The following is a 26,274-nucleotide window of genomic DNA, read 5'->3' on the forward strand; positions in this document are numbered from 1 at the left end:
CTCCGCCTGCCCACCCCTCGCAGCCATGTCATCAACGGCTGGCAGAGCCAGCCTGCACTGCGTTCCCGGGCGGGGGCCCGGGAACGAGAGCACCTCCCTCCGCCTGCCCACCCCGCACAAGCCAATCTCCCAGGCCACCTATTTTACCGATCCGGAACAACCGGCTTGTGAAACGTGGGTGATTGTTCTGATCGAATCAATTGCTCACGCCCGTCCGGTCGATGCTGACTCCCGATGGGGTTGTTTCGATTCTTCCGATGATTCCGATGGCCATGAGCAGCAGCGGTTCGAATCTTGACGATCGCATTTTCGGCCACGGACCGGCGTTCAGGTTCCGGGCAACAGCCTGGGTTGTCGCCGTGCTCACGTCGCTGATGGCCTGCACGGTGACGTCGGCTCAAACCGCCAATTCGGCCACGACGTTGCAGCCGCCGGGAACCGTCGCTCCGACACCGTCTCCGGCTCCCGTGCAACCGCCTCCGGGCGCCGCACCAACGTTGCAGCCGCCGACGACCGCGGCCCCCCAGCCGTTGACCACGCCGCAAACGCTTTCGCAACTGGGCCAACCCGATGCTTTCACAGGCATCAATGACGGCTTTGCCACGGACAGCGCAGCGTTGGGAGCCACCCGCGAATCGTTCTCTGCGGCACCAACGGCGATCGGTGACTTCTTCGGTGGCGGCTTGTCCGCCTTCGGCGGCGTGCAGCGCGTCAACAACTCCTACATCCTGTCGGGCAATCTGCTTTCCGGTGGTCCCGGGCAAGCCAACGCTATCCTGGGATTTGATCTGCCTCCCAACCTGCGTCCTCCCGATGATCTGTTCACGACCGGGCTGGGAATCGATGCGTCTGGCGACGGCAACCCCGACACGTTCGCCCTCGCCGAACCCTTGCCGACCTCGGATGCTCCGACGTCTCCCGGCGCAGGCTTCCTATTCGATTCTTCGACAGGCCAAGCCGTGTTTGTCGGCAATGGTGGCGGAACTGCTGCCGCCAACGGCATCTTCACCGACGGCCAACAGTGGTTCGTTTCCTACGATTACATCGCACCGGTGACTCCCGACGGTGTCAATGGACGCGGCGGACTGATCCCCGTTCCCGGTCCCGGCGTGGCGACCCGGCGAATCAAAATTGGCGAGAACTACAGCCCGGTGGTGCGCGACCGTTGCACCTTCAACTACAGCTTTTTCAACGATGCCTACGCGGGTTTGGGAGACATCAGCCGCTACACGCTCGGCATGGAACGCATTCTCGTCGATGGGCTGTTGTCGGTGGAGGCGCGTCTGCCTTTGGCCGGCACTTACGCCAGCAACCAGGATTTGTTGCGCGGACAGCAAAGTGATTTTGAAATCGGAAACACCGCGTTGATCTTGAAATCCATCCTGCTATCGACCGAAAACCTGGTCTGGGCGGCGGGGATGGGCGTTGCATTGCCGACGGCCGACGATTCTAGATTGCAGCGTGGTGGCCGAAACCTGTTGGTGGTGCACAACGAATCGGTCAACTTGCTGCCCTTCTCGTCGGTGTTCTATCGCGTCAACGACGACTTCTGCGTGCAGTCCTTGATACAGGTCGACGTGGCGGCAAATGGGAATCCAATCTACGGAGACCTGACCGGCCGCAGCTTACCCAAACTGGGAGAATTCACCGACTCCACTTTGATCGCGTTGGACGTTGCCGCGACCCAGACCTTGTATCGCTCGTGCGGCGGTTGTCGCCACCGACGACGTGGACTTTCATTGCAGGAAGTGCTCTTGAATACGGAACTGCATTACACCGGGACCGCGCAAGAATCGGATTTCGTCTCCAGCAACGGGCTGACCTACACCAACCTGTCTCGCAACTTCAACATCTTGAACGCGACGATGGGACTGCACTTGGTGCTTTCGAACAACTTGGTCGTCACACCCGCAATGTCGGTTCCGCTCCGCGACGGATTGGACGAACAATTCGACTACGAAGCCATCGTGCAAGTCAATTACCTGCGATAGCTGGTCTCGCGGTTGCAATCGAGCGGTAACAATCGCCCGGCCCTCAAAAAAGTTGCGTCCCAAAGACCAGATCCGTTGCTTCGGGGTCCATCTCCGCACGAAGCGATCGGCCTGCCGAATCGCCAAGTCGCTGCGAGAGCGCGTCTTGGTTGTGTTGCCGATCCAGGTGATTGATGATCAACAGGACATCCATCGGCGTCACCTGGCCATCCAAATTCAAGTCAGCGGACTGACGCATGCGGGCGACGTTTTCGCCGCTGGCTTGCGAGTCTTGCCACCAGCCGACGCGATTGATCACGTGCAATGCGTCTCGCGGACTCACCACGCCGTCGCCGGTCACGTCAAGTTGGCTCGTGCGAGCGGTGCCCGGGAACACATAATCGAGCGTGGATTCGTCTTGGGTGATGGTGATTTCGCTGACCGAGACATCCAGTCGCAATACCGTGATGGTGCTCGGCAGCGACGATCCCGGCGTCAACGCCCCGTACAGATTCAACACGGCGATCTCGGCAAAGCCGTCGTTTTGCAGGTCGACGACTTGCAGGTCCGACGGGGTGGGCAAGTCATCCACGGTCTGGATCAAGTCAAACTGTCCGTCCCCGCGACCAACGAACAACTTGATCAGGTTGCCTCGCAGGCTGGCCACGGCCACGTCCTCGATCCCGTCGGAGTTCAAATCGCCGAAAGAGAACTGCGACGCGTCGGCGGCGACCGCCGTTTCGCCCAGCAGTTCCAGGCTTCCTCCGCGATAGGCCAAGGTGCGCAGGTTCCCCTCCTGGTCCAACGTCAAGAGTTCCCCCGTTCCATCCCCGTCAATATCCACGACGGCAACATCGACATAAGCATTCATCAGATCCAACGCCGGCCCGGCGGAAATCGCCGCCGAAAACTGCAGCGGTTGATCCTGAATCAAAAGATTGACTTCACTTCCATCGCCGTAGCCGATTCCGGCAACCAACAGGTCGGCATCACCGTCCCCGTCCACATCGCCGACATCCAGCGTATAAATCTGCTCGGTTCCGGTTGCCAAAGTAAAGGGTGCACTGCCGTCGCTACCCGAGACGGTCAGCGTTGACGAACGAAATGACGTGCTGACCAGTTCCAAGGTGCCATCGTTGTCCAGATCTTCCAGTACCAGGTCGATCGGGCCATTGGCGGCGCGAACCTCCGTGAACGTGGTGTTGCCCACGTAGATTGCTCCACCATCTTCCGATTGACCGATGGTCGCGACCGCGATCGCGGGACGTTGACCGATATCAGAAGGACCGGCCACCACCGACTGCGGACGCGTTCCGATGATGATTTCGTCTGCCAGCGACAGTTCGCCGGAGTCGTTCCGCACGACCACCAACGCATTGTCATAGTCCACTGCCACCAGCAGGTCCTGGTCGCCGTCGCCATCCCGATCGGCGGCCGTCATTGACCGCGCCAGGTTCCCGACGTCAAACGTGGTGCGGAACACCCCCGGGCTGGCAGGAATGGATGGACAAGCCGCCGGACGTTCTGCAATCACGGCGAAATCACCCGCCGGTGCGCCGATGAATCGGTAGTCTCCGTTGCTGTCGGTTCGTGTATTGAATTCACCGTCATCGAAACTTTGGTTGCCATTGGCATCGACGAAGATCCGTGTCCCAACAATTGATTCTCCGGCATCCTCGGTACCGTTGGAATTTTGGTCGCAATAGGCATGCCCGCTCAGATTTGGAATGAAGGTGATCGAAACGCGTCCCGTACCGACTGCCCCCTGTTCATCGCGGACGCTGTAATCGAACGAGTCGGTTCGCCCGACGAAATCGTCCGCCGGCGTCACCAGAATCTGGTTCCCCTGGAGAGTCACGGCCGCGCCCGCCGCGGAGAACGATGCGACGGAATCAATCACCAAAGCCTGTCCGGATTCGTTGGCGGGCCCCGGAACGTCGTTGGCCAACAAGTCACCAAGATTGATCGCGAAAGTCCCCACCGACCGAACATCCAGCTGGTCATCGCCCACGACCGGATCGTCGTTCACCGGTGTCAGATTGACGGTCACATTCGCTGTTGCTGTCTGCCCATCGGCGGCGACCACGGTGTAGGAGAACACGTCCTGACCAAAAAGATCCGGATCGGGCGCGTAACGCAAAGCGGTCCCGCCCGGCTCGATCGTCACCGTCCCCAAACTCGCGAAACCGGAGTCAATGATTGTCAATCCGCTCGGCGTGTCATTGGCAAGCACATCCAATCGCAAAAGCGCCGCATCCGATTCATCTTCGGCAATCGTAAACGAATCCGCGGAAGCGTTGACCGCAATCCTGACGGCAACGCTGTCGGACAATTGATCGCCGACGGTGCTCGGATCGGACTGGTCGCCGGAAGCCGCGGAGATCTGGTTGACGACCGTCGTGGCTCCCGCCGACACATCGGCGATCCCCTCGATCGTCAACGTCACCGTTTGCCCCGATTCGATCGTGTCCAGGTTCCAACGCCCCGTTGAAACGTCGTAGCTGCCAGCCGTCACGGCGCCATGGTTCGCCGTCGCATTCAGACCGGACGGCAGCGAATTGATCAAGGACACCGACGTCGCACGACTCGGCCCCGCATTGAAGACGGTTGTCTGAAAGGTGATCGTGTCACCGACTTTCGGATCCGAGGCGCTGATCAATTGCGTTTCCGAAACCAAATCGGAAACGTCATCATCCTGGATCGTCACCACGCCCACCGCCGACGTGTCGATCGTCGGATCGCTGGCCGTTCTCAATGCGATTTGGAACTGTTCTGCCGATTCGCCCTGCAGATCGTCCAGAATCGGGACACTGATGGATTGAACCTCGCCGGTGAATCCGTTGAAGTTCACCGCGATGTCGGTTGCCGTGTAGTCCGTTCCGGCGGACGCCGTCAAATCTTGTGTGAACACACCAACGGTGAACGGTGATGGCGTCGCCGAGTCCAGCGTCAAATCAACCGACGCATTCCCGTCGGATTCATTGACGGTCACGTCGCTGATCCGAATGGTCGGGGGAATGACACGGATGACTTCGAAGGCGCCCACGTCCGACAGGGCACTGCCATCAGCGTCCCCATCTTGTGGACGCGGGATGCCGCGGGCGTCAACTGCGACCGGACTGATGCCTGCGGCCACGGCATCGATCGCCAAGCTTCCCGGAAGCAGGGGCAGCGTCTGAACCGGTCCCCCGTAGCCTCCCAAAACTCCCAGCCTCGGATCCGTATTGACCTGGTCGCCCGCCTGATCGAATCCCATGGAGTTCCCGCTGTCCAGATTGAATCCTTGCGACACGATTGCACCGCTGGACAATAGGGCATTGCCGCCGGAAAAGATGCTGGACTGAACTTGGATCGGACCGCCGGCGGCCGCGAGGTTGCTGCCCGCGACGGCCACGTTGTCGGCGAACGTCGAGGCGAGGATCGAAGGCAAAACCGGCGGGTCAAGGCTGGAGAAGAACAAACCGCCACCGTTGCCAGCGGACTGGTTCTCCGTGACCGTGACATTGGTCATTGAGAAACTGCCACGATTGACCAACAGCGCGCCTCCGTTGCCTCCGCTCTGATTGCGGTAAAAGCTTGACGCAGACGCACTGAGTGTTGCGATGCCGGTAGTGCCCAGGAGGGAAATGGCTCCTCCGGACCCCACCGCCGTGTTGTCGGACATGTTGACGGCATCCAGCACCAAGTTGACGGAGTTGTTGACGTGCACCGCGCCACCGTCACCGGTCGTTCCGTTGGGATCCCCTGCCTGGTTGGACTCCAGCTGGCTGTTGCGGATGGTGACCGTCGCTCCTGCGCCCAGTGCCGAAATCGCACCGCCGTTTCCCGACGCGTTGTTCCCGATCAACCGCGAATCCGAAACGTCCAAATCCCCAAACGCCAGGATCGCACCGCCATCGGTCACCTGGACATCCAGCCGGTCGGCGGAATGATTCTGCAACACGACATTTTGCAGCACCAACTGCGTCGCGACGCTGCTACGCACGCCACCGCCCCCCGCGCCATCACTGGCGACGCCATTCTGAAGGCTCAGGTTTTCCAGCAGGAAGGTGTAGGTCGGGCCGCTCGCAACCAGGTCAAGCACTCGACTTTGCCGCTGCGCGTCGATGATGACCTCCACCGCAGAATTTCCCTGTCCGACCAGCGAAAGGTCTTCGGCATTCCGTACGACCAGCGGCCCCAGCTGTGGATCCAGCAAGTACGTTCCTGCCGGGATTTCCACGCGGTCCGCTCCGGGATTCGTTGCAGCCGTTTCAATCGCCGACCGCAGGGAGCAATCCAGGACGGGTGCCGGAGGATCCGCCGCGCACGCACCTCCCGAGAAGTCGTCAGTGGTTCCGACCACGTAGGTCGCCAAGACACGTCGCGATTCCAATGCTTCGGCGCGCAACCGGCGCGGCAACTTGCGGGCGTTACGCCGCTTGCGATTTGGCATCAGGGGGCGCATCGGATGCTCCGGCGACTCGTTAGGCTACTTGCGGGTCTTCGTTTGATTCTGCGATCCTAGCTGGACAGCGTCGATCTGCGGTATCGTGGAAATTGCGGCACTGCCACCGTTTGGCGACCGAAAGCTACATTAGTCCGCAATTGCTCGAATTTCAGCTTCAAACCGGCGCTGTCCAGCCAGTTACCGCTGAGGGTGAGACGCAACGCTTCGTCGATCTTTGCCCTCCATTGCCTCAGGTCAGCCTCGATGCGAAACGTCAATGTTACCGTCCGATCCGGCGGGACCGTCGAAGAATTTCACGGTGTTCCATTGCCGCTGGAACTCGGCCGCCAGCGGCAGGACGATCTGGACTGGATGCGGCTTCAGAATCTGGGCAGCCACCACCGCATCGCGATCGCCCCGCTGCGTTCGATCGCCGTTCCCCGTGAAGCGGTTCGAATCGAAGAGGACGCCGATGGCTTGCGGCTGATCAACATCCACGGCCGATCCAGTTTCTTCCTCCGGCCCGATTCCCACGAAGTCAAACCGGGCCAGCAGATCACGGGCCGTGCGGCTTCATCGATCTCGCTGGCCGAGGACATCATTGTCGATCTGGAATCGACCGAAGCCGGGGAGACTTCCGGTGCGGATCAAGCCCTCCGGACGCTGGAGGGAAGTCAGCAGTTCGTCCCCGAAACCCAGGAGGGCGGCCGTTTGGCCGATCTGCTGGACGGCCAATCCGAAGCGACGCGAATCCAGGGTGCGGTCAGCCTGGTTCGCCAGGCGCTGAATGTCGTCCAGAAATCCGCCGGCTCCGATGAATACTTTCAGGCGGCGGTCCGCAGTGCCGCGACGATGATCGAATTGGACCGCGCCTTCGTGCTGCTGTATCACGACGGCCAATGGCGTGTCCGGGCGATGTACTCCTACGAAACCGACATGACGGTCGATACGTCGGAAGATTCGGCGGCCGATACGATGCCCCGCGGCAGCGGACTGCTCCGCCGACGGGTACTGAACACCAAGAAAACGGTGATCTACGAACCCAGCACCTACATGCACTCGACCGGATCTTCGATGATGGCGCTCGACCGTGCCGTGGCGGCACCGATGCTGGATGAATCCGGCGACGTCATGGGCGTGCTGTACGGCGATCGTCGCTTCGATTCGACACGCAGCAACAAACCGATCGGTGAATTGGAAGCGACCCTGTTGGAAGTCATCGCCGGGGCCGTCGCCACGGGCCTGGCACGTCAACGCGAGGAATCGCTGCGGGCCTCCATGGGCCAGTTCTTTTCGCCATCGGTGACCGAACGTTTGCAAGGCGATGACAACTTGCTTGCCGGACGCGACGCGGAAGTCACCGTGCTGTTTTGCGACATCCGCGGGTTCAGCACCATCGCCGAACGCGTCGGAGCCGAACGGACCATCGAATGGATTAACGATGTGCTGACCGAATTGAGTCAATGCGTGCTGGAAACCGACGGCGTGCTGGTCGACTACATCGGAGACGAGTTGATGGCCATGTGGGGTGCACCGGCCGAGCAACCCGACCATGCCCTGCGGGCTTGCCGAGCCGCGAGAAAAATGCTGGGCAAACGCGAGACATTGAAAGACCGTTGGCACGAAATCACACCCGACCGCTTCGGATTTGGCATCGGAATCAATACTGGCGTCGCCCGCGTCGGCAACACCGGTTCCAAGGTGAAGTTTAAGTACGGGCCGCTTGGCAACGTCGTCAACGTTGCCAGCCGGATCCAGGGTATGACCAAACGGTTCGGCGTTTCGGCAATCGTCAGCGGGGCTACCGAGCGTGCCGCAGCGGCGGCGGCCTCCGATGCCGACTCGGAGATCGGGTTTCGGCGGCTTGCCGATGTTCGCCCATTCGGCGTGCAAGAGATCGTCACGGTGTTTGAAATCGGTGACGGCCGCGATGCCGACTGGCAGTCCGTCCGTGAAGCGTACGAATCGGCGCTGACGCACTTCCACCACAGCGATCTGACCGGAGCAGCACGTGAACTGGCATCCCTGGTGCATTCACATCCTCAGGACGCCCCCAGCGTGCAATTGCTGGGCCGCGTCGTCGACGCATTGACCCATCGCGACGAAAACATTGATCCGGTGGTCCGCTTCGACACCAAATAATCGGCGTTGGAAAATCACCAGCACGCAGCGTGGCGTCACTGTGTTTGCGTTCGACGCAGAAGCTCTTCGCCGGTCATCCGAAAAGCAGCGTCGTGTGGGCAGGCATAGACGCAACTGGGTTTCCCGTCGATGCTTTTGCACAAGTCACACGTCGTCGCTCGTTGCTGGACCACGGGCAGTTTTCGCCCATCAATCTCCTGGTAGACCGTGCGCAGTTTTCCTTTGGCGTCCACTTCCTGTTTGGGGAATCCGTGCATGTTGATGTTGCCGTACGGACAATTGTCCGAGCACAGCCCGCAACCGATGCAGTAGTCTTCAATCTCGATTTCCAACGAATCGCCGTTGCGATGAATGGCATCCACCGGACAGCCGACCAGACAGTAGGGGTCCAGACAGGAGCGACAACTGCTCGCCACCAGGTACTTATCGAACCGCAACCCTTCGCGGACCAATCTTGTGACCCCCTGGTGCGTGTCTGCGCACGCTTTGGTGCATTCGTCACAACGGGTGCAGCGTTCCAAGTCCAAAACAAGCAGGCTTTGCGCCAAGTACAACCCTTGGTCCAGGAAGTCATCGGACTTGAGTGATTGCAATCGGTGACGATCGGCGGCGTCGCGCCGCAGGATCTCCTTTGCCTCCCTGATCAACGGATCGCGCAATTCGGGAAACCGTTCCAACAATTCCCGAAAGTCGTCGCCATCGATTCGGATCAGTTCCACGTGATCGAGTGCGGCACAGGTGGCGGTGCGCGTCCCCGCGCGAAGATCTTCGAACTCTTCTGACCAACGATCCCCGAGAGTGCTGAGCAAACCGATTTCGCCAAATCCGTTTCCGGGCCCCAGGTAATTCAGCACGCGTTGGGCAAGGCCATCTTCCTGGCTGATCTTCACGAAGCCCAAGCGGATCACGTAATAATGATCCGCCAAATCGCCTTGTCGAAAAATCGTTTGCCCGGGGTCGACGGAGACCAAATCGGCTTTGTCGCGAAGAAACGAGGCCGCTTTCAATTTGTCCTCGTCGCTCAACGATCGAAAGATGGGCAACCCGCTCAGTTGTCCGCGGAGCGATCGTTCCCGGTAAACGCGATCCAGGATTTGTCGGCTGACGGAATTGCGCTGCAACATGTACAGCACATTGCGTTTGATCTCCAGGACCTCGCCGGGTCGCGTGGCAACCACGGTCGCGCTGCGGGGATAGCGATTCATGCACGTCATTTCACCCAGGATCACGTCATCCTGATTTCGAATGATCCGTTCATTTTCACCCAACGCCGCTGCGCCAACATCGGCCAGTTTCGCCTTCCCACCGACTTTCTCAGCGACCGTCTTCAATCCGCCCAGCCAGCCGAAAAACCCTCCGGCGGGTCGATTGCGCACCGCTCCCCGCGTTCCCGACAAAAAAACTTCGAATTCGCCGTCCATGATCACAAAGGCCGTCGATCCGTAATCGCCTTCTCTGCAAAGCACATCGCCAGCTTCCAGCCGACGACGGACAACCGCAGCACCATTGAACTGCAAGAATTTGTACGGGATGCCGGAGAACAACGGGTAACCAATCAGCTCGTCCGCCGTCACGATGTCGCCGTCTTGACCGTCTTTTCGCAGCTCGTCGCGCAATCTCGCGATTTGCGTCTCGATAAACGTCGGTTTGAACTCCAGAGCGCCCGTCGGGCAACTGACCGCACATTCGCCACAGGAAACACAGCTGCTGTGGCCCATCGGATCATCAAGGTCGAAAGCAATTCGCGTCTGATAGCCTTTCCCGCTCCGCCCGATCACTTCGTTGTGCTTGACCCAATTGCACCCCCGCTGACAGCGACCGCACAGGATACATTGCTCGTGATCGACAGAAATCATCTTGCTGCTGTCGTCGCAGCCGCGGTGCGCGTTGGATGCCCAGAATCGAGACTGGTCGATCCCTAATCGATGGGCGACGGCCGACAATTCGTTGCCGGGCGCGACCTCACCGTCGGCGGGAAGATGATCGGCCATCAATAATTCGACGACGATGGAGGTCGCCGCACGCACGCGAGCGGCCGCTTGTCGATCCGGGCTGTCGATCGTGTGCACGATCATCCCTTCGCTGACCCTCTGCACGCAGGAAGGGACCAATCGACTGCGTCGCCCCCGCGGCGTCTCCTCGGTTGCCTCCACCAAACAGACACGGCACACACCGATCGGAGGCAGATGTTCCTTGTGGCAAAGCGTCGGAATCGGATTTGGATCACCGGGACGCTTGACGAATGCCCGGCTGGCGGCGTCGAAAATGGTTGTCAAGCGGGGCACCGGCGCCCCGTCCGGGTCGTTGATGACGTTGCCCTGGCTGTCCCGCGTCGGAACCGCCTTTCTGACCGTCAACGTTTCTCCGTTGATCGTCAGCGACAAACTTTCATCCAATTCCCGGGCCGTCGCCTTCTCCACGCGGATCAGTTGGCCATCGACGTCTCGGGCAAACAACCCCTCGTCATCTGGAAGTACCTCTTCGGCCAGGGCACCCAGGTCAAACATTGGTCGGTCATTCGGTACGGCGTCCGAGCTCATTGTTCTGCCTCCCTTGAATCGTTGCGGCAAGCCTGACGCGCTAACTCGGGAAACGACTTCAGGATGCTTTGCATCGGGGCCGCCGCCACCTGTCCCAACCCACAAATACTGGTCGCCGTCATCACGTCGCCCAATTGGGTCGCCGTCGGCTGAAACGATTGCAGCTGTTCCTCCGACACGCGTCCGGCCAACAACGCCTCGCCCATCTCGGTGATTTTCTGTGAACCGATGCGGCAAGGAACGCACTTCCCGCACGACTCGTTTCGATAAAAACGACTGTTCGCCACGGCCTCCGCCAGGACGTCGCAGCCGGTTCCATAGACCACGATCCCGGCGCCCAGCATGAAGCCGATCGCCCGGGCGAGGTTGATATCCAGCGGCAAATCCCGCACATCCATGTCGCTCAGTTCCTCCGACAAAGCCGATTCGACAAACCGTCGGTTCAATTGGCTGATCGGAACACGTGGCGAAAGCAGACCGCCGGACGGACCGCTGAGTGCCACTGCGGCGATCTGTTTGCCGTCCTTCATTCCGCCGCAGTGAACATCGATCAATTCGCCTAGCGTCGTGCCATTCTCCACTTCGTAAACGCCCGGCCTGGCAACGTCCCCGCTGACAGAGAACAGACGTTTGCCCTTCACCAGCCGCCCGGCCGTCCCCGCAAGCGGTCCGGACTTCAAACCTCGACCCGCGAACCATTCCCCGCCGTCTCGCAAGATGGCCGGGACCCAGGCAAACGTTTCCACGTTCGAAAGCAACGTCGGCTGTTGGTACAACCCGTTGGTTTGCAATTCGGGAGGCCGAATTCTCGGCTCGGCACGCTTACCTTCCATCGCTTCGATCAACGCGGTCTGTTCCCCACAGATGTAGCCTCCGGGGCTGGGAAAGACGTTCAGGTGAAAATCCCGTCCGCTGGCGAACAGGTTTCGACCGCACGCCCCCATTTCCGTCGCTCGTCGAATCTCCTTCTCGCAGCGTTCGATTTGCTCGGGATACTCGTGGCGGACATAAATCCAGCCTCGCTTCGCCCCCACCACCAATCCGGCCAGGATCACGCCCTCGATGGTCAAATGTGGAGCGGCCAACAGGATTTCGCGGTCCTTGAACGTGCCCGGTTCGCTTTCGTCGGCGTTGCAAACGATGAACTTTTCGCCGTGCGAACTGGTGGCGTCCAGCACGTCCCGCCACTTCTTGTACGCCCGACCACCCGCACCGCCCATTCCCAACAAATTGGCCTTCTCCAAAGCGGCCAGCACGACGTCGGGATCGGCCCCCTGTGCCAGGAATTGACGCACCGCATCATAGCGTCCGACTCCTCCGTAACAGTCCATCTCCCAACGGCCGACTTTCGGTTCGGCCAGATCCCAATCCAGGTCAGGCTGCGGATCCTCGTCTCGCAACACGCTCGTGATCGCAGCCTTCATTCGAGCCTCATCCCCGGCGGTGATCAACTGATCATTGATGGTCGCGGCGGGCGGACGGTCACAGCGTCCCAGGCAAGACACCCCTTCGACCTCGACCTCGGCGCCGTGTTCCTGTTGGCACCACGCCTTCATCCGCTCCGTCATCGATACCGAGCCATTCAGATGACATGCCATGTCGCGGCAGATCTTGACACAGGCTTTCGGCGGCGGCTCGGTACGGAAATGTGGATAGAAACTGACGACGGCCTGAATCCGATGCAACGGTTGATTGATCTCCGCTGCGACCGCCGCCATGTCCGCGGACGTCAAGTAGCCACCCCGCGCATTCTGTCGCTCATGCAAAGCAGGAATGATCAACGATTCCGTTCGGAACCCGTCGGTGTTGTATGACTCGTTCATTCCGCTTCCTGCTTCACGGGGAGTTGAGGTTGCAACTGTTGAAGTACCACGCGGCGAAAGGCCTGTGGTTGAAAATGAACCGGCGAATGCCAAACATTTCGCTGTTCAGCCGGCCGGCCGTCGTCGTCCGCATTCGTGAAACGCAATGTTTTCTCAAGCGCCGTCATCGCGTCTTTCAATGCTTGGGCGGTTCGAGGATCAACGGTTCGTTCGAAATCGATGACCGCGGCCCTCAACAACAGGTAATCCGAAGCCGCGGAATGCCAGTCGGACGGAGCATGACGGGAAAGACGTCCCACCGTTTGTTGCAATGCCTCCGCCGGATCGGCGGTATCGCCCTCCAACCGTTCGGCATGTTCTCGGTACCGCCGCGCCAGCTGTGCACCGATCCGGGAGATTCGCTCGGGATCGGACTCCCGCGGTGAGAGCAGTTCCAAGGTTTCGCGACGGCCGCGAAGGTCGATTTGCCCTGCCGTGTACCAGGCGTTCCAGATCGGCAATCCGTCACTGATCCCGTCCGGCGATGCCAGTGGTGATGAAGTCCGCAGAGTTTGATGGCAGGCGAAACAATCGTATTCGGTAAACTCCGGCCAGGGCAAAGATGCGTCCGCAAGGGAATCCTCCGCCCGTTCGGCCGCCAGTTCCGCTGCAGCGGCGAGGGTGATCGCCCGTGATACCTGCCGGGTCCGCAACGCCGATTGCTCAAACCCCGCTTGATTCGGACGCGTCCGGTCCCAGTGTTCCGGCAGATTACGATCGTAGATCAGCAGGTCGAACCGAAGCGCCGGGTGCCCGGCCGCAATCAGATCATGATTGACGTCGCGAATCAAATCGTCGTCCCTTCGGGATCCGACGTGGCAGCGCACGCACGTCTCAGTCCGGCCGATCACCGATTGGGTCTCGCGCATCCCGGCGTCTCGAGCCATCTCTGTTGACGCGTCAAACCCATCCCATTGATGCGGATGCAACCAATCCTTTGCCGGGCCGTGGCAGGCTTCACAAGAAACACCACCAGCCAGCATCGTTGCCGCGATCGGATCGCCACCAGAACAATCCGCCGAACTGGCCGTGGTGTGGCAGCTCAAGCAACGTTCTCGCAGAACCGCGTCATAACGGCGCGAAGGGTATTTGGCATCGGCATCCAACCGCCCCACGATGGACTGCGAAGCCGGCGTGGTCAGCACAAGTCCGGCGAGGGCGTGGGGATCATTCGCCAAGAATGTCGACAGGGAATGATTCCACTTTGGCCCCGCCCCGATCCGATTGCCGTGACACGTCGTCGTCGCGCACGTGACATCTCCGATCAACGCCGACGACTGGCCAAGGCAAGCACCTGCGGTTCCCGCGACCAACCCAACGATCGCCAGCCATCTCATGGTGCCGCCTCCGAGTCGGGCGGACGGACCGCTGCGACCGGCCGAATCGTGACGGATCCCGCGGGTGCTTCCTGCGCCGCGTCGAAACCATGGTAGCGATGGCAAAGGGTGCAGTCGTCCGATCCCCAAGTCGGCGTCGTCCCGAACATCGCTTCGATCTCTGGCGATACCGATTGCGGCAACGGATTCTTGGCCGGTCGATGGCAAGCGACGCATGACTCGATGCCGGCGATCATGACCTGCGACTGATCCACCGGATCGGTCGTCTCGCCCGCCTGGTGGACCGCGGCATGGCAGTATTCGCATTGAATGCTGCGGTGTGCGGCATGATCGTACAGCCCCTTTCGCAACCACCGCGGAGGGATCATCGGATCAGCATTCCGTCGTCCCACCCGGGCAATCGCTTGATCAGTGTAGTCCTCCGGAAGGTGGCAAGTTTGACACTGGGCTTGGACACGTTGACGCGCCGCATCCAGGACGCCGTCGGGTAACCGCGTGGACACCGTCTCCGGCGCCGCCCCGACTCCGATGCCCGGCAGCGGTTCGCGACGCGAGTTGTCGCCGGGAAGTCGCGCCTGGCCGCGCGCCCGCGCACCCAGAATCGTCGCCGACAACAACAAGTCGACTTGGTCCCAGGGGGCGGCATGGGGCAACAAGGGGGCATCAGAAGTCGCGACACCGGGAGAGATTCCGTGACAACCCACGCAGTGTTGTTCGAAGCTGATCGTTTGGAAGTATCGGCCCAGTTCCAAGTCGGCGCCCTGGGTGCTGCGGCCCTCCGGGTTGCCGGACAATTGGTGGCAGTCATCACAATTCAATTGCACCGGTGCGTCGTCGGACGCGGAGGCGCCACTTTCTTGCCCTCTGTCGTAGCGGCGACGCCACTGTGGCGATAAGGCCGCGTACGTCGTCCCGCCTCGTTGCCCCGGTTCCACCTGCCCAGGGCGAAGATGCTGTGCATGATCGAATCGGATTCGCCCCGGATCGGGATCCTTCAGGGATTGGAAATCGCCGTGACCAGATCGATCAAATGCGACGGTGGACTCATCAACGCGTGGCGACGAAACGCAGACTCGCGACAAACGTTGATGGCAAATGGCACACTTGGCGTTCGAGACGGCCACCAAATCTTTCTCGGCGCCCCGATGTTCGGCGTGACACAGCGAGCAATTTCGGTCGATGTCCTGGCCATCTTGGGTCATCCGTTCGTCGTGATGTGCGGCGACCTGATGACATCGCTGGCAAACCGACTCCAGATGATTTAAGGACGATTGGCGATCAATTCCCAGCAGCGTCAGCGCTTCGGCGGGCCCAAAGTCGGCGGGGCCTGCGGTCGCCTGCAAATCGATCGGCGTCCCCGACAGATGGCATGCTTCGCAGCGGTCTTCGAAATGGGCATGAACCGATGACAGCGGTCCGGTGCTGAACTGCGTGATCCGTTGCTCTGTTGCCTTGCCCGACCAGCCGAACAGGTACGCCGCGTACACCCCACTCGCCACCAGTGCGCCGGCAATGCACACAAATCGCCAGCGCGAAAGATCGTCCCGCTTCCGGTAATAGTCGATCTGGATGCGTTCGGATCGCTGTTTTCCGGTTTCCAGAGACATTGGCAGGTGGTGGAGGTTGGAGCTCGATTACCAGAACTTCAGTGCGGTCCAAACATGAATCCCCAACAGAATCGTCACGGCCACTGACAATCCGATGTGCACCGGCAACCAGGTGTGCAACAGTCGGTGCACCCGACGTTGAAGATCGAACTCACGCCGCTGGTCGCACAAATCCTGCAACACGTCGATGACGGGCTGGCTTTCTTCGTGGCACGCTTCGCGGAGTCGACGAAACCACCGGTCCGCGCCGTAGGACTGTCGCACCGGCGATTCCACGCGATCACCCTCACGGAGGTAAGGTTCGATCTGGTCAAAAGCGGACCACAGCGTTTCTCGATCGAAACGTCCTTCCGCGACATGCCGCGTCTGCAACGTTTTCCCCCGCGTCTTCCCGGCCTGACGCACGGCCCCCACCACGACGGCCCCGGCCGGCAGCAATTCCGGATCGGCGACTGCCGTCTCGATCGAAGCCACGTTGCGACCGCAGGCCCGGGTCAACAATTGTCGGGCGTCCCGCACCGCCTGGTCGCTGACAAACTGGATCTGATTGTAGATGGTTTCTCTGGGCAGATGCCGAAGCATCCATCGCGGCAGAACGTTCTGCACGGCCAAACCATAGACGCCGCTGAGGACCGTCAACACCAGCAAGATTAGCAGCGTCGCGGGAAGCCAACCGCCCAGGTGAAACCCGCAGTGCACGATCGCCAGCGGTAGCGATGCCAGACCCATCCACAGGTGAGCCGCCATCCAGTACTTCGTGGGAATCAGCCGAAACCGCCGCAATGCCTTGCGCGGCCAGAGCAGCATCTCCGACAAAATAATGGCGCCCGCGATCACGCCGCACAACAAGCCTGACCAACTGCCTCCACCCACCCACGTCCCCGCCGCCAGCGACTGTCGGAAGTAAAGTGTCATGCAGACGGCCGTGAGAACCGCAACGGGAATCGCGAACCCCAGGTGCAATTTCAGCTGACCACGCGACACAATCAAAGTTCATTTCTCCCGGGAGAGCTTCCTGACGACACAACGAATTCAGTCGCTGCAATTGATTTGACCGTACCAATCCGTTCCGCGGACACCCGTGCAACGTGACTCATTCCTGCAGATCTGCGCAAAGCCGACCGGCACATCCAAAAACGCGGCCATTGAGTCGCAACGGATGACGATAACGATTTTGAAAGGCGTTCTCCTTTGTCGCCAGCCGCCGCCATGAAATTCTTTTCCCACCCCGACCGTTTCGCCGCACTCCGCGTCGCCATCCGTATCTTGGTGATCGGCGGTATCGTAGCCACCGGCATGTCAACGTCCGCACAAGACGGCGTTCCACGACGGAACCTGACGTTGACAGCCTCCCGCAGCGCCACTCCGCTGACAACGCCAAGCATTCCGTTCTCCGCCACGCCCAACGTAGCGGATTCTCTGACACTGGACCGCTTGCACGGCCCCATTCTACGTGACGATCTTGTGGTCCGCGGCGCCCAGTCCTGCGCCGCCGCCAGCTGCCACGGTGGACCACGCCCGGGCGTTGCCCAGCCGCACGCAAGACGTGGCGCAGCCTACACGCTGTGGCTGGAAAACGACCCGCACGCACGCAGCTGGCGGACGCTTTGCAGCCCACCAAGCGTGCAAATGATGCGTCGTTTGGGAATCCTGGACGTCAACAGCCAAATCCTGGATCGATCGGGGTACGACAATTGTCTGGCCTGTCACAACAGCATGCAGCGATTCAATCGGTCGCTAACCGGTACGGAAATTCACTCGGCGGACGATGTCGTTCAGACGTTTCGCCGGGAAGGTGTCGGCTGCGCCGCCTGCCACGGACCGGCACAACATTGGATTGGCGCACACACCCGGCAAGACTTCGACGCCGAACACGCGACGTCCTTGGGCTTCGTGCCGGCGGCAAATCTGTATGCCCGGGCCCGAATGTGCGCCGCCTGCCACGTCGGTGACAAAGACCGCGACATGAATCACGACATCATCGCAGCGGGACATCCACCACTGCGATACGAGTTCGCCACCTTCCACGCGCGACTGCCCAAACACTGGCGTGAAGACGGGGATCCCGATGGTCCCCTCAATGAAGCACAACAGTGGCTGGCCGGACAAATTGCGGCCGCCGACGCCCATTTGTCATTGCTGCAGTCGCGCGCTTCCGAATCTCTTTCGATCAGCCAGTGGCCAGAACTCGCTGCCATGGATTGTGCTTCCTGCCACCACTCGCTGGGCTTTGACACGCGGCGCATGCCCCTGACGACGGATCGCTCCGCGACCGCCAGGGCATCGGATTGGGACACCGCCGGGCTGCGGTGGGTGATCCAAGACCGCTTGGACCATCAGCACGCCATGCAGCTTGATTCCGAATTGCTCGAGGCGCTCGATCAGGTCCGCGCACTGCTGAATGAATCCCCGCGTCCGAATCCCGAACGGATGGTGGCGGCCTGCGGCCACGCCCGGGTCTTGCTGTCGCGGTGGCTTGATGCCTTGGCACCCTCGGGCAACACAGCACCGATGCAAAGCGAACATCTGGGACGGATCGCTGCCAACGCTGCGGGAGATCCCGAGACGTTTCAGACTTGGGAATCAACCGCGCAATGGTACCTGGCCGCCGTTGCGGCGCGTCTGGCATGGGCCGATCAACCCGCCGCCTTGGCCACCGCCCGCCGATTGAGGGTCGGACTCCGCTATCCCGATTCTTTGGACAGCCCGCAGTTTTCGAAAGCCGAATCCGACGAAGTGCTGGCCCGCCACGACGCCCGTGCGCTCGCGATCAGTTTGTCGCGTTGGCTGGGTCCGGTGCGACCGCAGCCGGCGGAGCCGGGATGGGACGACCGGCCGTGGCGACCGGACGAAACGGACCCACCACGCCTGGAAGCCTTGCTGAAGGAAGTGGATCGTCGTTGGTTGGAACAAAACCAGAAACTGCAGGATGAAATGAAGTCGCGGCCGTCCGAAGCCGCACCCGACGATGACACGCCGGAGAAACCGAAGCTAAGATCACGGGAAGAGATTCGGCGCGAACTGGAAAACCTGTTCCAGAATCTGGAAGCGCCCAACGGCGAATGAATCAGATGTGCCTTGTTTCCGCCGCCGCGTCTCCGCCATCAATGCACGCCACACCACAGAACGTCCGTCCGAACGTAAAGCGATCGTCCGCTGGACGTTTCGATCGGGGTGAAACGATGTCACGTGAACCCAGCAAACGCATGAATCAACGAAACACGATCCCGTTGACGCCGATCGTCGCGTTTGTTTGCCTGATCAATCTGATCGGGGGCGTCTCGGCAATGGCCCAGGCGATTCCATCGTCAAGGCTTGAGGATCGGTTGAGCGACCCCGTCTACATGACGTGGGTTTCCTACCCGTTGGTCGGTGAGTGTGTTCGTTGCCACGTCGACGGGCCGGGCGAGGGAGAAATCGCCGGTGGAAAACTGACCAGTTTTGTCCGCCGCCAGGAAATGATGTACTGGCTGGAACGGGACAAACACGCAATCGCCCGGAGACGGATCGAGCCGCTGAAGCCGGAAGATCGCGAAGCGGAGGCAATCCAGCTGGCCGAGTGGCTGTCGGAGAAACAGGCCCAAGCGGTGCGCGCGTTTGCCGGCCAAAGCCGACAACTGGATCCGTCGAAGTTGGGCTTTGACAAAGCCGCGATCCGTCAATGGTTCGGTACCAGCAATCAGCTCAGCCGCCGCATCTGTGACAAACTGTATGGCGTCGACCAGGTTGACACGCCGGAGGGCTACAACCGATTCCGTCAAGATTGCCTGACGTGCCACGGAGGACACCAACCTGGAGCTGGCGGATTTGAGCGTGATGCGTCCCCGGAGCAGACGCAGTTGGGAATCGACTGCCTTCATTGCCACCAGAACGGTGATCGCGATGCCTGGGCGTTGTTGCACCAACGCCCCGATGACTGGCGACTGAAACCTCCGGCCGAGAAACAATCGTTGGGGATGAAGGACCTGGTTTCCACCTCCAACCAGGCCGCTTTGTGCTTCGATTGCCACATCGGCAACCGCGACAAGCACATGTTTGTGACTCATTCGATGTATGCGGCAGGCCATCCGCCGCTGCCGTCCATCGAACTACAAACGTTCTGCGATCAGATGCCCCAGCATTGGCAAACACCGGCACAACTGTATCGATCGCTCGCCGCGTCCCCGGATCGATCAGCTTACTTCGCATTGAATTATCCCAAACTTACGGACTCGCTGCCGATCGAGCAAAACCACTGGGCGACGCGAAAAGTTTTGATCGGTGCACTCCAGGCGAAGGGACGGCAATTGGATTTGCTGCTGGAATCCACCGCTGCCGACCGGTGGGCCGACTATGCCCTGTATGACTGTGCCGCCTGTCACCATGAACTGAAATCCGACAGTGCCCGGCAGCGCCGGATGCTCGATTCACCAGGGTTCCGCGACGCGCCCGGACGGCCGCGTCCTCACGAATGGCCCCTTCCGCTGTTAACCGTCGCCTATCAGGTTGCCGGGCCGGAACGTTTTTCGCAAGCAATCAATCGCGAACACCAGTTGGAACGCTGTTTTGCCGATCGTCCGTTCGGCAATCCGGATGCGGTGCGGGAGCAAGCCGCGGCGCTTCGCGATCAAGTCGACCAGCTGATCGCGGCGGCCGAAGCACGTCCCATCGACGGCAACTTGGCTCGGCGTGTGCTGGCCTCCCTGGCAGCCACCCCGGCGGCAGCGCTGGTGACCTACGATTCGGCACGACAGATTGCATGGGCGATGCAATCCATCGCGGGCGAATTGGCCAACTTTCAGCCCGACGCCGCTGCACTATTGGAACAGGTCCGTCGCTTGGGTGATGCGTCAGTAACGGGCGTCGATGCTTCATTGCCATCGGGACGGAGTCAGTTCATCTATCCGGATTCGCTGAAGGCGGACCTGAAACGCCGAGCCGACTACGACCCAAACCGTTTCGTCACCGAACTTCGGAACCTTCGACCCTTGATCTCCGACGCCTCGGCGGACGGCAACTAGCTGAACAGCGCGAATTCCGGTGAGCCGCGTGGCGCTACCCGCGGGTTTTCTCGCCTCAACCGGCGGCGAGCGTCTTGCCGCTCATTGCACTGCAAATCGCGTTGTTTTTGATCGAATGTGGCGATGTACGGCCAGGCCCTGGTTACAAAGTTGGATCCCTCGTAGCGACCGTCGCCAGATGGTCGCATTGCGGCAAATCCCACGCTCTGGCGATCGTGGCTACGCCAAGCAGCGGTGTCCAGGCAGGCCTTGTCTGGCGTTTTCTTGCCAGCGGGCACGATCACCGTTCAGCCCTCGGCAGCCGCCTGTTTGTGTTCCATCAATTTCTGATTGTAGGCCGTGATGGTCTCCTTCCGACGGAGCATGCCCATCAATCGGCCGGGCTCATCGGGTGAAATCACAGGAAGTTCGTCCAAGTTCATCGACGTGAACCGCTTCAGCGCGGTGTTCAGGTCGTCATCGGGAGAGACACTGACAAACTTGCTTTTCATGACGTCGCTGGCGACGGCCAATGACCAGATTGAGTCGTCAAACAAGTACGACCGGACATCGTCATCGGTAAAGATTCCGACCATCCGTTCCTGGGCATCGACGACCGGAAAGTAGTGCTGGTTGTTTTCCGCAAGACAGTGGATGATCGCGTCCAACGTCATCCCTTCGGGAATCAGGATGATTTTTCGACCTTGCTCGTAGACGTCGCGGACCTTCAGCCCCTCCAGCACATCGACAATGAAATCTCCTCGGTGGGCCCGTGAGTCCATCCGCGTCGGGACCTGGCGGCGATACAGTTTCCAGCGGCTGCAGGCGACGAACGTTAGCGACGTCACGAGCATGGTTGGTACAAGCAGTCCGAAGTCCCCGGTCAATGCACGGACCATGATGATCGTCGAAATCGGCGCTCGGGCGACGCCGGCGAAGAAGCCGGCCATCCCGACGACGGCAAAGGACTCCGGTTCGGCCACGACGCTCGGCCAGATCTCGTGAAACGCGAGCCCGACGGCGGCTCCCAAGCAACCGCCGATGATCATCGACGGACCGAACACACCACCCGATCCACCCGAACCGATCGTCAGCGACGTCGTGACGATCTTGACCAGCGCGATCGACAGCAACAGCGGCACCCCCACCGCAGCCGACTCCATCAACGTCTGCTGCAAGGTTCCGTAGCCCGTTCCCAGGACCGCCAAAGCTCGGACGTCACCGCCAAACGAATACAACATCGCCATCCCGAGCAGCCCCGCCAGGGCGGCACCGATTGCGGGACGCAAATGGGGAATGATCGGCAATTGCCGAAACCAAACGCCAAATCTCTCGAACGTGACGACGTACAAGATCCCGGCCAGAATCAGCAACACCGCCAGGAAGGCATAGGGGAACAACTCGATGGGGGACGAAAACGTGTGATGCAGCTCTCGGCCGAACAGTGGGGTGAAACGGGTTCCCTGAGGAAGGATTTGGGTGAAGACGCTGTAGGCGACGATCGATGACGTTGCCGCCGGGACAATCACATCCGCTTCCAAATCGGCGTCGCTGTACAGGATCTCGCCCGCAAAGATGGCTCCGGCCAACGGCGCTCGAAAGATCGCGCCCACGCCCGCGCCCATTCCGGCAGCAAGCAGGATGCGACGGTCCCGGTGCGAGAGCCCCAGTGTCGTTCCCAGCCAGGACCCCATGCCCGCCCCCACCAAAGCGATCGGTCCTTCCTGGCCGCCCGACCCGCCTGTGCCCAGGGTGATCGCCGAGGCGATCGTCTTGATGACCGGGACGCGCGGGCGGATCACGCCCCGGCGATTGTGAAACGCGTCAATCACCGTGTTTCCGCCGGCTCCGTCGGCCTCCGGCGCCAGCCAATAGACGATCACGCCGGAAACCAATCCACCGACCGTCATCACCAACACGATCATCCAGGGTCGAAACGGCGTGTCGGGTTCCCCGAAAAACGCGCGCTCGCCCCCCGCTACCGGCGGCATGTACCCGGCAAACTCTCCCAACGAGTACCGGACGACCATTTGGCCGAGCAGGTAGAAAACAATGGCGCCGATCCCGACGGCGATTCCAACCAAGATGGAAAAAACAAACCACCGCCCCGAGACACGCATGTCAAAGGCGTCAAGAAACCGGTGAAGGGCGTCTTTCACTTAACTGTTGGGGATCGAGAATGAGCGAGGACACCTAGCGTGATCCTTTCCTCGCACATTGGCAATCCACCGGGACGGCCTGGAAGCCGATTTTGTCGACCGTGAAGTCGGACCGTCGATGCGACCGCAGCCCTGGGTTCAGCCCAGATCCCGACTGCGAATGAACGTCATCATTCGGCGGGGACCAACGATCCCCGCCACACTGCCGTCCAGCCGGAGTACCGGGACGTGGCGGTGGCCAGCGACGGCAATCGCTGCCGCGGCCGCGGCAGCCGGGTCCGTCTCGTACACCACCGTCGGATTGGTGGTCATGACCTCGCGGACCGGTCGCTCCGAAACCTTCGGGTAGCGTTCGGCAACACGCTCCAACACGTCTCTTTCGGTAAGAATCCCTTGCAGCTGCCCGTCTTCGACCACCAGCAGACTGGAAACCTTGTGATCGGCCAGCACCTGCAATGCGTCACGGACCGTTGCGTCTGGACCAATGACCACGAAGGGCTGCGACGGGATCGATGCCACCTCTTCTTCACCCAGGGCCCGTTCCAGGTCGCTGGAGTAGACGCGTGGCTCATAATTCGCCATCGGGTCTTCAAACAAAACCGGTTCGGAAGATTGGTTGCCGTTCATTTTTCATGCTCCTTCGCGTGCACACATCCAAGGCTGACTGCCCAAACGCTGGACCGCCACCTGACCCGCAAAACAATCCGACACGTACTCCGCGATCCCCCGCTGTCCAGTCAGCCCGACCAACCGACCGGACGTGTCGGTCACGCAGATGAATCGCACCCCCTCGCTCTGAATGGCATCCCAAGCGACGGAGATCGGAGTCGTGATCGGAAGCGACAAGAAATTGGGGTCGGCAAATTCGCTGACCGACGTTTCATCCAACGACGCCCCACGCAACAGCAGTTGGATGACCGATTGCTCACTGAAAATTCCGGTCGGCGCATAGTCGTTATTGACGATCACCACGCAGCCCAGTGACTGACTTCGCATCGCCGCGATCGCCGCTCGAACCAACGTTAACGGTCGCACCGCGATCGCATCGCGGATCGCCAACGCGTCCAGGGATTCATCACAAAGATCCTCTCGAAAGCCCATGGCTGATTCCTCCGAAGTCAAAAGCCAATCCTGAACCGGCTCCACAGACTGCCCAGGTTTCATCACCCGCCCAAGCCTCCGCGGCACCACCGGGCGCCCCCACGCCCATCGGAATAGGAACGCGGGACCACCGCTAGTGACGATGAGAACAGGCAACCCGGAGCCAACGTTCCCACCACGCGTGCACCGCACGGACCAAGTCCGATCGGGCGTGACGCGTGCCGGAACCGCTTTTCCCTAAGCTGCGGATAACGGAGGCGATTCAGCCGCATGAACATGGAATCGATCCGCTGCCTGTTGGGGATTCCGATTTCTGGACATGATGGCGACTGACCGGTGTGTGGATCCGCCCGCGGGGCTGCATGTTCGCTGTGCAAACTCCGATCGGTGTGCACGCGACCGCGGCGTATGACCACGGAAAGAAAAAGAATCTGATCACGGAAAGAATCCATCAGCAGGAGAGTTGATTGCCTCCCATCACGCTTGCGATATTGGTCATCGCGCTGGTTGCGTTGACGGGACTGCTGTTGGGAAGTGTCCGCGTTCGCGGGATCGGACTGGGCCCCGCCGGTGTGCTGTTCGCCGGGATCCTGTTCGGTCATTTCGGCGCATCCATTGATCCCGAGATTGCTCATTTCGCCAAAGAATTTGGCCTGATCCTGTTCGTCTTCACGATCGGCTTGCAGTTGGGCCCCGGGATCGTCCAATTGTGGAAGCAACAGGGCCTGCTGCTGAACGGGCTGGCGCTGCTGATCGTGCTGCAGGGCCTGCTGTTGGTCATCGGCTTTCTGTATCTGCTGGATCTACCGGCGGTCACCGCCGCCGGGCTATTCAGCGGCGCGACCACCAACACACCCTCGCTGGGAGCCGCCGAGCAAACCGCCACGGCGCTTGGCAGCGAACGGGTCGGACCGCTGGAGAACCTGGCATCGGCCTATGCGGTCGCCTACCCCGGGGCAATTGTCGGGATCATCGTGTCGATGTTGCTGATTCGCCGACTGTTTGCAGTCAACGTTCAGCAGGAAGCCGAGTCGCTGCGCGCCAGCGAGGTCAACCACCATGAAAAGATCGAACGGATGTCGGTGCAGGTGGACAACGCCAACTTGGACGGCAGCGTCTTTGGTCAGATTCCGGGCATCGAAGAAACCGCCGTGCGGATTTCACGCATCAAACGCTCCGGGGAACAAGACGTTCACGCGGCGACCGAAGAAACGCTGATTCACAGCGGGGACGTGATTCAAATTGTGGGTCCACAAAGCGGACTGCGACGGTTCGCCCCCCTGATCGGCCGCAAAAGCGATTGGGACCTGATGACCACGTCCGGCGACGCTGAGTTCCGGCGTGTGTTTGTCACCGATCCGCGGGTGTTGAATCACACGCTACGTGAACTCTCTCTGGACAAGTACTTCAACACATCGGTCACCCGCATCTATCGTGCGGGGCTGGAGATGACTGCCAGCGGGTCAAGCAAGTTCCACTACGGCGATGTCGCCCACATCGTTGGCGATAGGAACTCTTTGGATCGCGCCACCGCGTTCCTGGGAAACTCGGGCAAGTCGCTCAAAGAGACCCCCTTTTCACCGCTGTTCCTGGGAATCGCTGCCGGCGTGTTGTTGGGCGAAATCCCTTTCTCCATCCCCGGAGTTCCGTTCCCGATCAAATTGGGGCTGGCCGGCGGGCCGCTGATCGCCGCGATCGTGCTGAGCCTGGTGGGAAACATCGGGAAGTTCGTCTGGTACATCCCGTACTCCGCCAATCTGGCCCTCCGCGAATTGGGCATCATCCTGTTCCTGGCCTGTGCCGGGTTGGGTGCCGGCAGCACCTATTTTGCGGCCGTGACCAGCCTGGACGGCTTGAAATGGATGATCGCCGGGCTGGTCGTCACGATGGTGCCGTTGCTGACGACCGCGGCACTCGCGAGGTTGGTCTGGAAACAAAACTATTTGACGATCTGCGGAGTGATCGCGGGCAGCATGACCGACCCGCCGGCCTTGGCGTTCGCCAATTCCCTCGCCGAGTCCCAAGCCCCCGCAACTTCCTACGCCGCGGTGTACCCGCTGACCATGATCCTGCGGATCATCGCCGCGCAGGCCATCGTGTTCCTGTTCTCTTAGCTGTGCAATTCCCTTCGCTATCGAATTCCCTTTG

At 60.7% G+C, this 26,274-nt stretch carries 14 protein-coding genes; 5 read left to right on the top strand and 9 right to left on the bottom strand.

Annotated features, from left to right (window positions below; translation table 11 throughout):
- The first annotated feature begins 257 nt into the window (after positions 1-257).
- The gene (locus FYK55_RS11110) at positions 258-1,991 is read left to right on the top strand and encodes a hypothetical protein (protein ID WP_235908606.1); all 1,734 of its coding nucleotides are present in this window, start codon (positions 258-260) and stop codon (positions 1,989-1,991) included.
- Positions 1,992-2,034: 43 nt separating this feature from the next.
- Here the strand turns inward: FYK55_RS11110 and FYK55_RS11115 are convergent, their stop codons facing one another.
- On the bottom strand, positions 2,035-6,405 hold the full coding sequence (locus FYK55_RS11115; protein WP_161604432.1) for an FG-GAP-like repeat-containing protein: 4,371 nt from the start codon (positions 6,403-6,405) through the stop codon (positions 2,035-2,037).
- Between the two features lie 258 nt (positions 6,406-6,663).
- Between FYK55_RS11115 and FYK55_RS11120 the strand changes: the two genes are divergently transcribed.
- Entirely contained in the window at positions 6,664-8,541 is a 1,878-nt protein-coding gene (locus FYK55_RS11120; RefSeq protein ID WP_150076477.1) for an adenylate/guanylate cyclase domain-containing protein, read from the top strand.
- A gap of 35 nt (positions 8,542-8,576) precedes the next feature.
- Here FYK55_RS11120 and FYK55_RS11125 read toward each other — a convergent pair whose 3' ends face one another.
- Genes FYK55_RS11125 through FYK55_RS11140 form a run of 5 tightly spaced genes read right to left on the bottom strand, consistent with a single transcriptional unit; the run spans position 8,577 to position 16,871 of the window.
- The gene (locus tag FYK55_RS11125) at positions 8,577-11,048 is read right to left on the bottom strand and encodes a cyclic nucleotide-binding domain-containing protein (RefSeq protein WP_235908608.1); all 2,472 of its coding nucleotides are present in this window, start codon (positions 11,046-11,048) and stop codon (positions 8,577-8,579) included.
- Between the two features lie 29 nt (positions 11,049-11,077).
- On the bottom strand, positions 11,078-12,904 hold the full coding sequence (locus tag FYK55_RS11130; RefSeq protein WP_235908609.1) for an NAD(P)H-dependent oxidoreductase subunit E: 1,827 nt from the start codon (positions 12,902-12,904) through the stop codon (positions 11,078-11,080).
- On the bottom strand, positions 12,901-14,280 hold the full coding sequence (locus tag FYK55_RS11135; RefSeq protein WP_161604433.1) for a multiheme c-type cytochrome: 1,380 nt from the start codon (positions 14,278-14,280) through the stop codon (positions 12,901-12,903). The genes FYK55_RS11130 and FYK55_RS11135 overlap by 4 nt, the downstream gene beginning before the upstream one ends.
- Positions 14,277-15,887, bottom strand: coding sequence for a cytochrome c3 family protein (locus FYK55_RS28990; protein WP_161604434.1), 1,611 nt, complete (start codon positions 15,885-15,887; stop codon positions 14,277-14,279). The genes FYK55_RS11135 and FYK55_RS28990 overlap by 4 nt, the downstream gene beginning before the upstream one ends.
- A gap of 27 nt (positions 15,888-15,914) precedes the next feature.
- Entirely contained in the window at positions 15,915-16,871 is a 957-nt protein-coding gene (locus FYK55_RS11140; RefSeq protein WP_235908610.1) for a hypothetical protein, read from the bottom strand.
- A gap of 225 nt (positions 16,872-17,096) precedes the next feature.
- Between FYK55_RS11140 and FYK55_RS11145 the strand changes: the two genes are divergently transcribed.
- Both FYK55_RS11145 and FYK55_RS11150 read left to right on the top strand, forming a co-directional pair.
- The gene (locus FYK55_RS11145; RefSeq protein ID WP_150076481.1) at positions 17,097-18,953 is read left to right on the top strand and encodes a multiheme c-type cytochrome; all 1,857 of its coding nucleotides are present in this window, start codon (positions 17,097-17,099) and stop codon (positions 18,951-18,953) included.
- 140 nt (positions 18,954-19,093) lie between these two features.
- Entirely contained in the window at positions 19,094-20,887 is a 1,794-nt protein-coding gene (locus tag FYK55_RS11150; RefSeq protein WP_161604435.1) for a hypothetical protein, read from the top strand.
- A gap of 287 nt (positions 20,888-21,174) precedes the next feature.
- Here FYK55_RS11150 and FYK55_RS11155 read toward each other — a convergent pair whose 3' ends face one another.
- The 3 genes from FYK55_RS11155 to FYK55_RS11165 all read right to left on the bottom strand — a co-directional run bounded on the left by FYK55_RS11155 (position 21,175) and on the right by FYK55_RS11165 (position 24,126).
- Entirely contained in the window at positions 21,175-23,025 is a 1,851-nt protein-coding gene (locus FYK55_RS11155) for a chloride channel protein (RefSeq protein ID WP_235908611.1), read from the bottom strand.
- A gap of 138 nt (positions 23,026-23,163) precedes the next feature.
- The gene (locus tag FYK55_RS11160; protein ID WP_150076483.1) at positions 23,164-23,652 is read right to left on the bottom strand and encodes a CBS domain-containing protein; all 489 of its coding nucleotides are present in this window, start codon (positions 23,650-23,652) and stop codon (positions 23,164-23,166) included.
- Between the two features lie 3 nt (positions 23,653-23,655).
- Positions 23,656-24,126, bottom strand: a complete 471-nt coding sequence (locus FYK55_RS11165) for a CBS domain-containing protein (protein ID WP_161604436.1) — start codon at positions 24,124-24,126, stop codon at positions 23,656-23,658.
- A 467-nt stretch (positions 24,127-24,593) separates the two neighbouring features.
- On the opposite strand from FYK55_RS11165, the gene FYK55_RS11170 reads away from it, so the two are divergent.
- On the top strand, positions 24,594-26,240 hold the full coding sequence (locus FYK55_RS11170; protein WP_150076485.1) for a putative transporter: 1,647 nt from the start codon (positions 24,594-24,596) through the stop codon (positions 26,238-26,240).
- Positions 26,241-26,274: the final 34 nt, after the last annotated feature.

This window comes from Roseiconus nitratireducens, from assembly GCF_008629675.1.
Lineage (GTDB): Bacteria > Planctomycetota > Planctomycetia > Pirellulales > Pirellulaceae > Stieleria > Stieleria nitratireducens.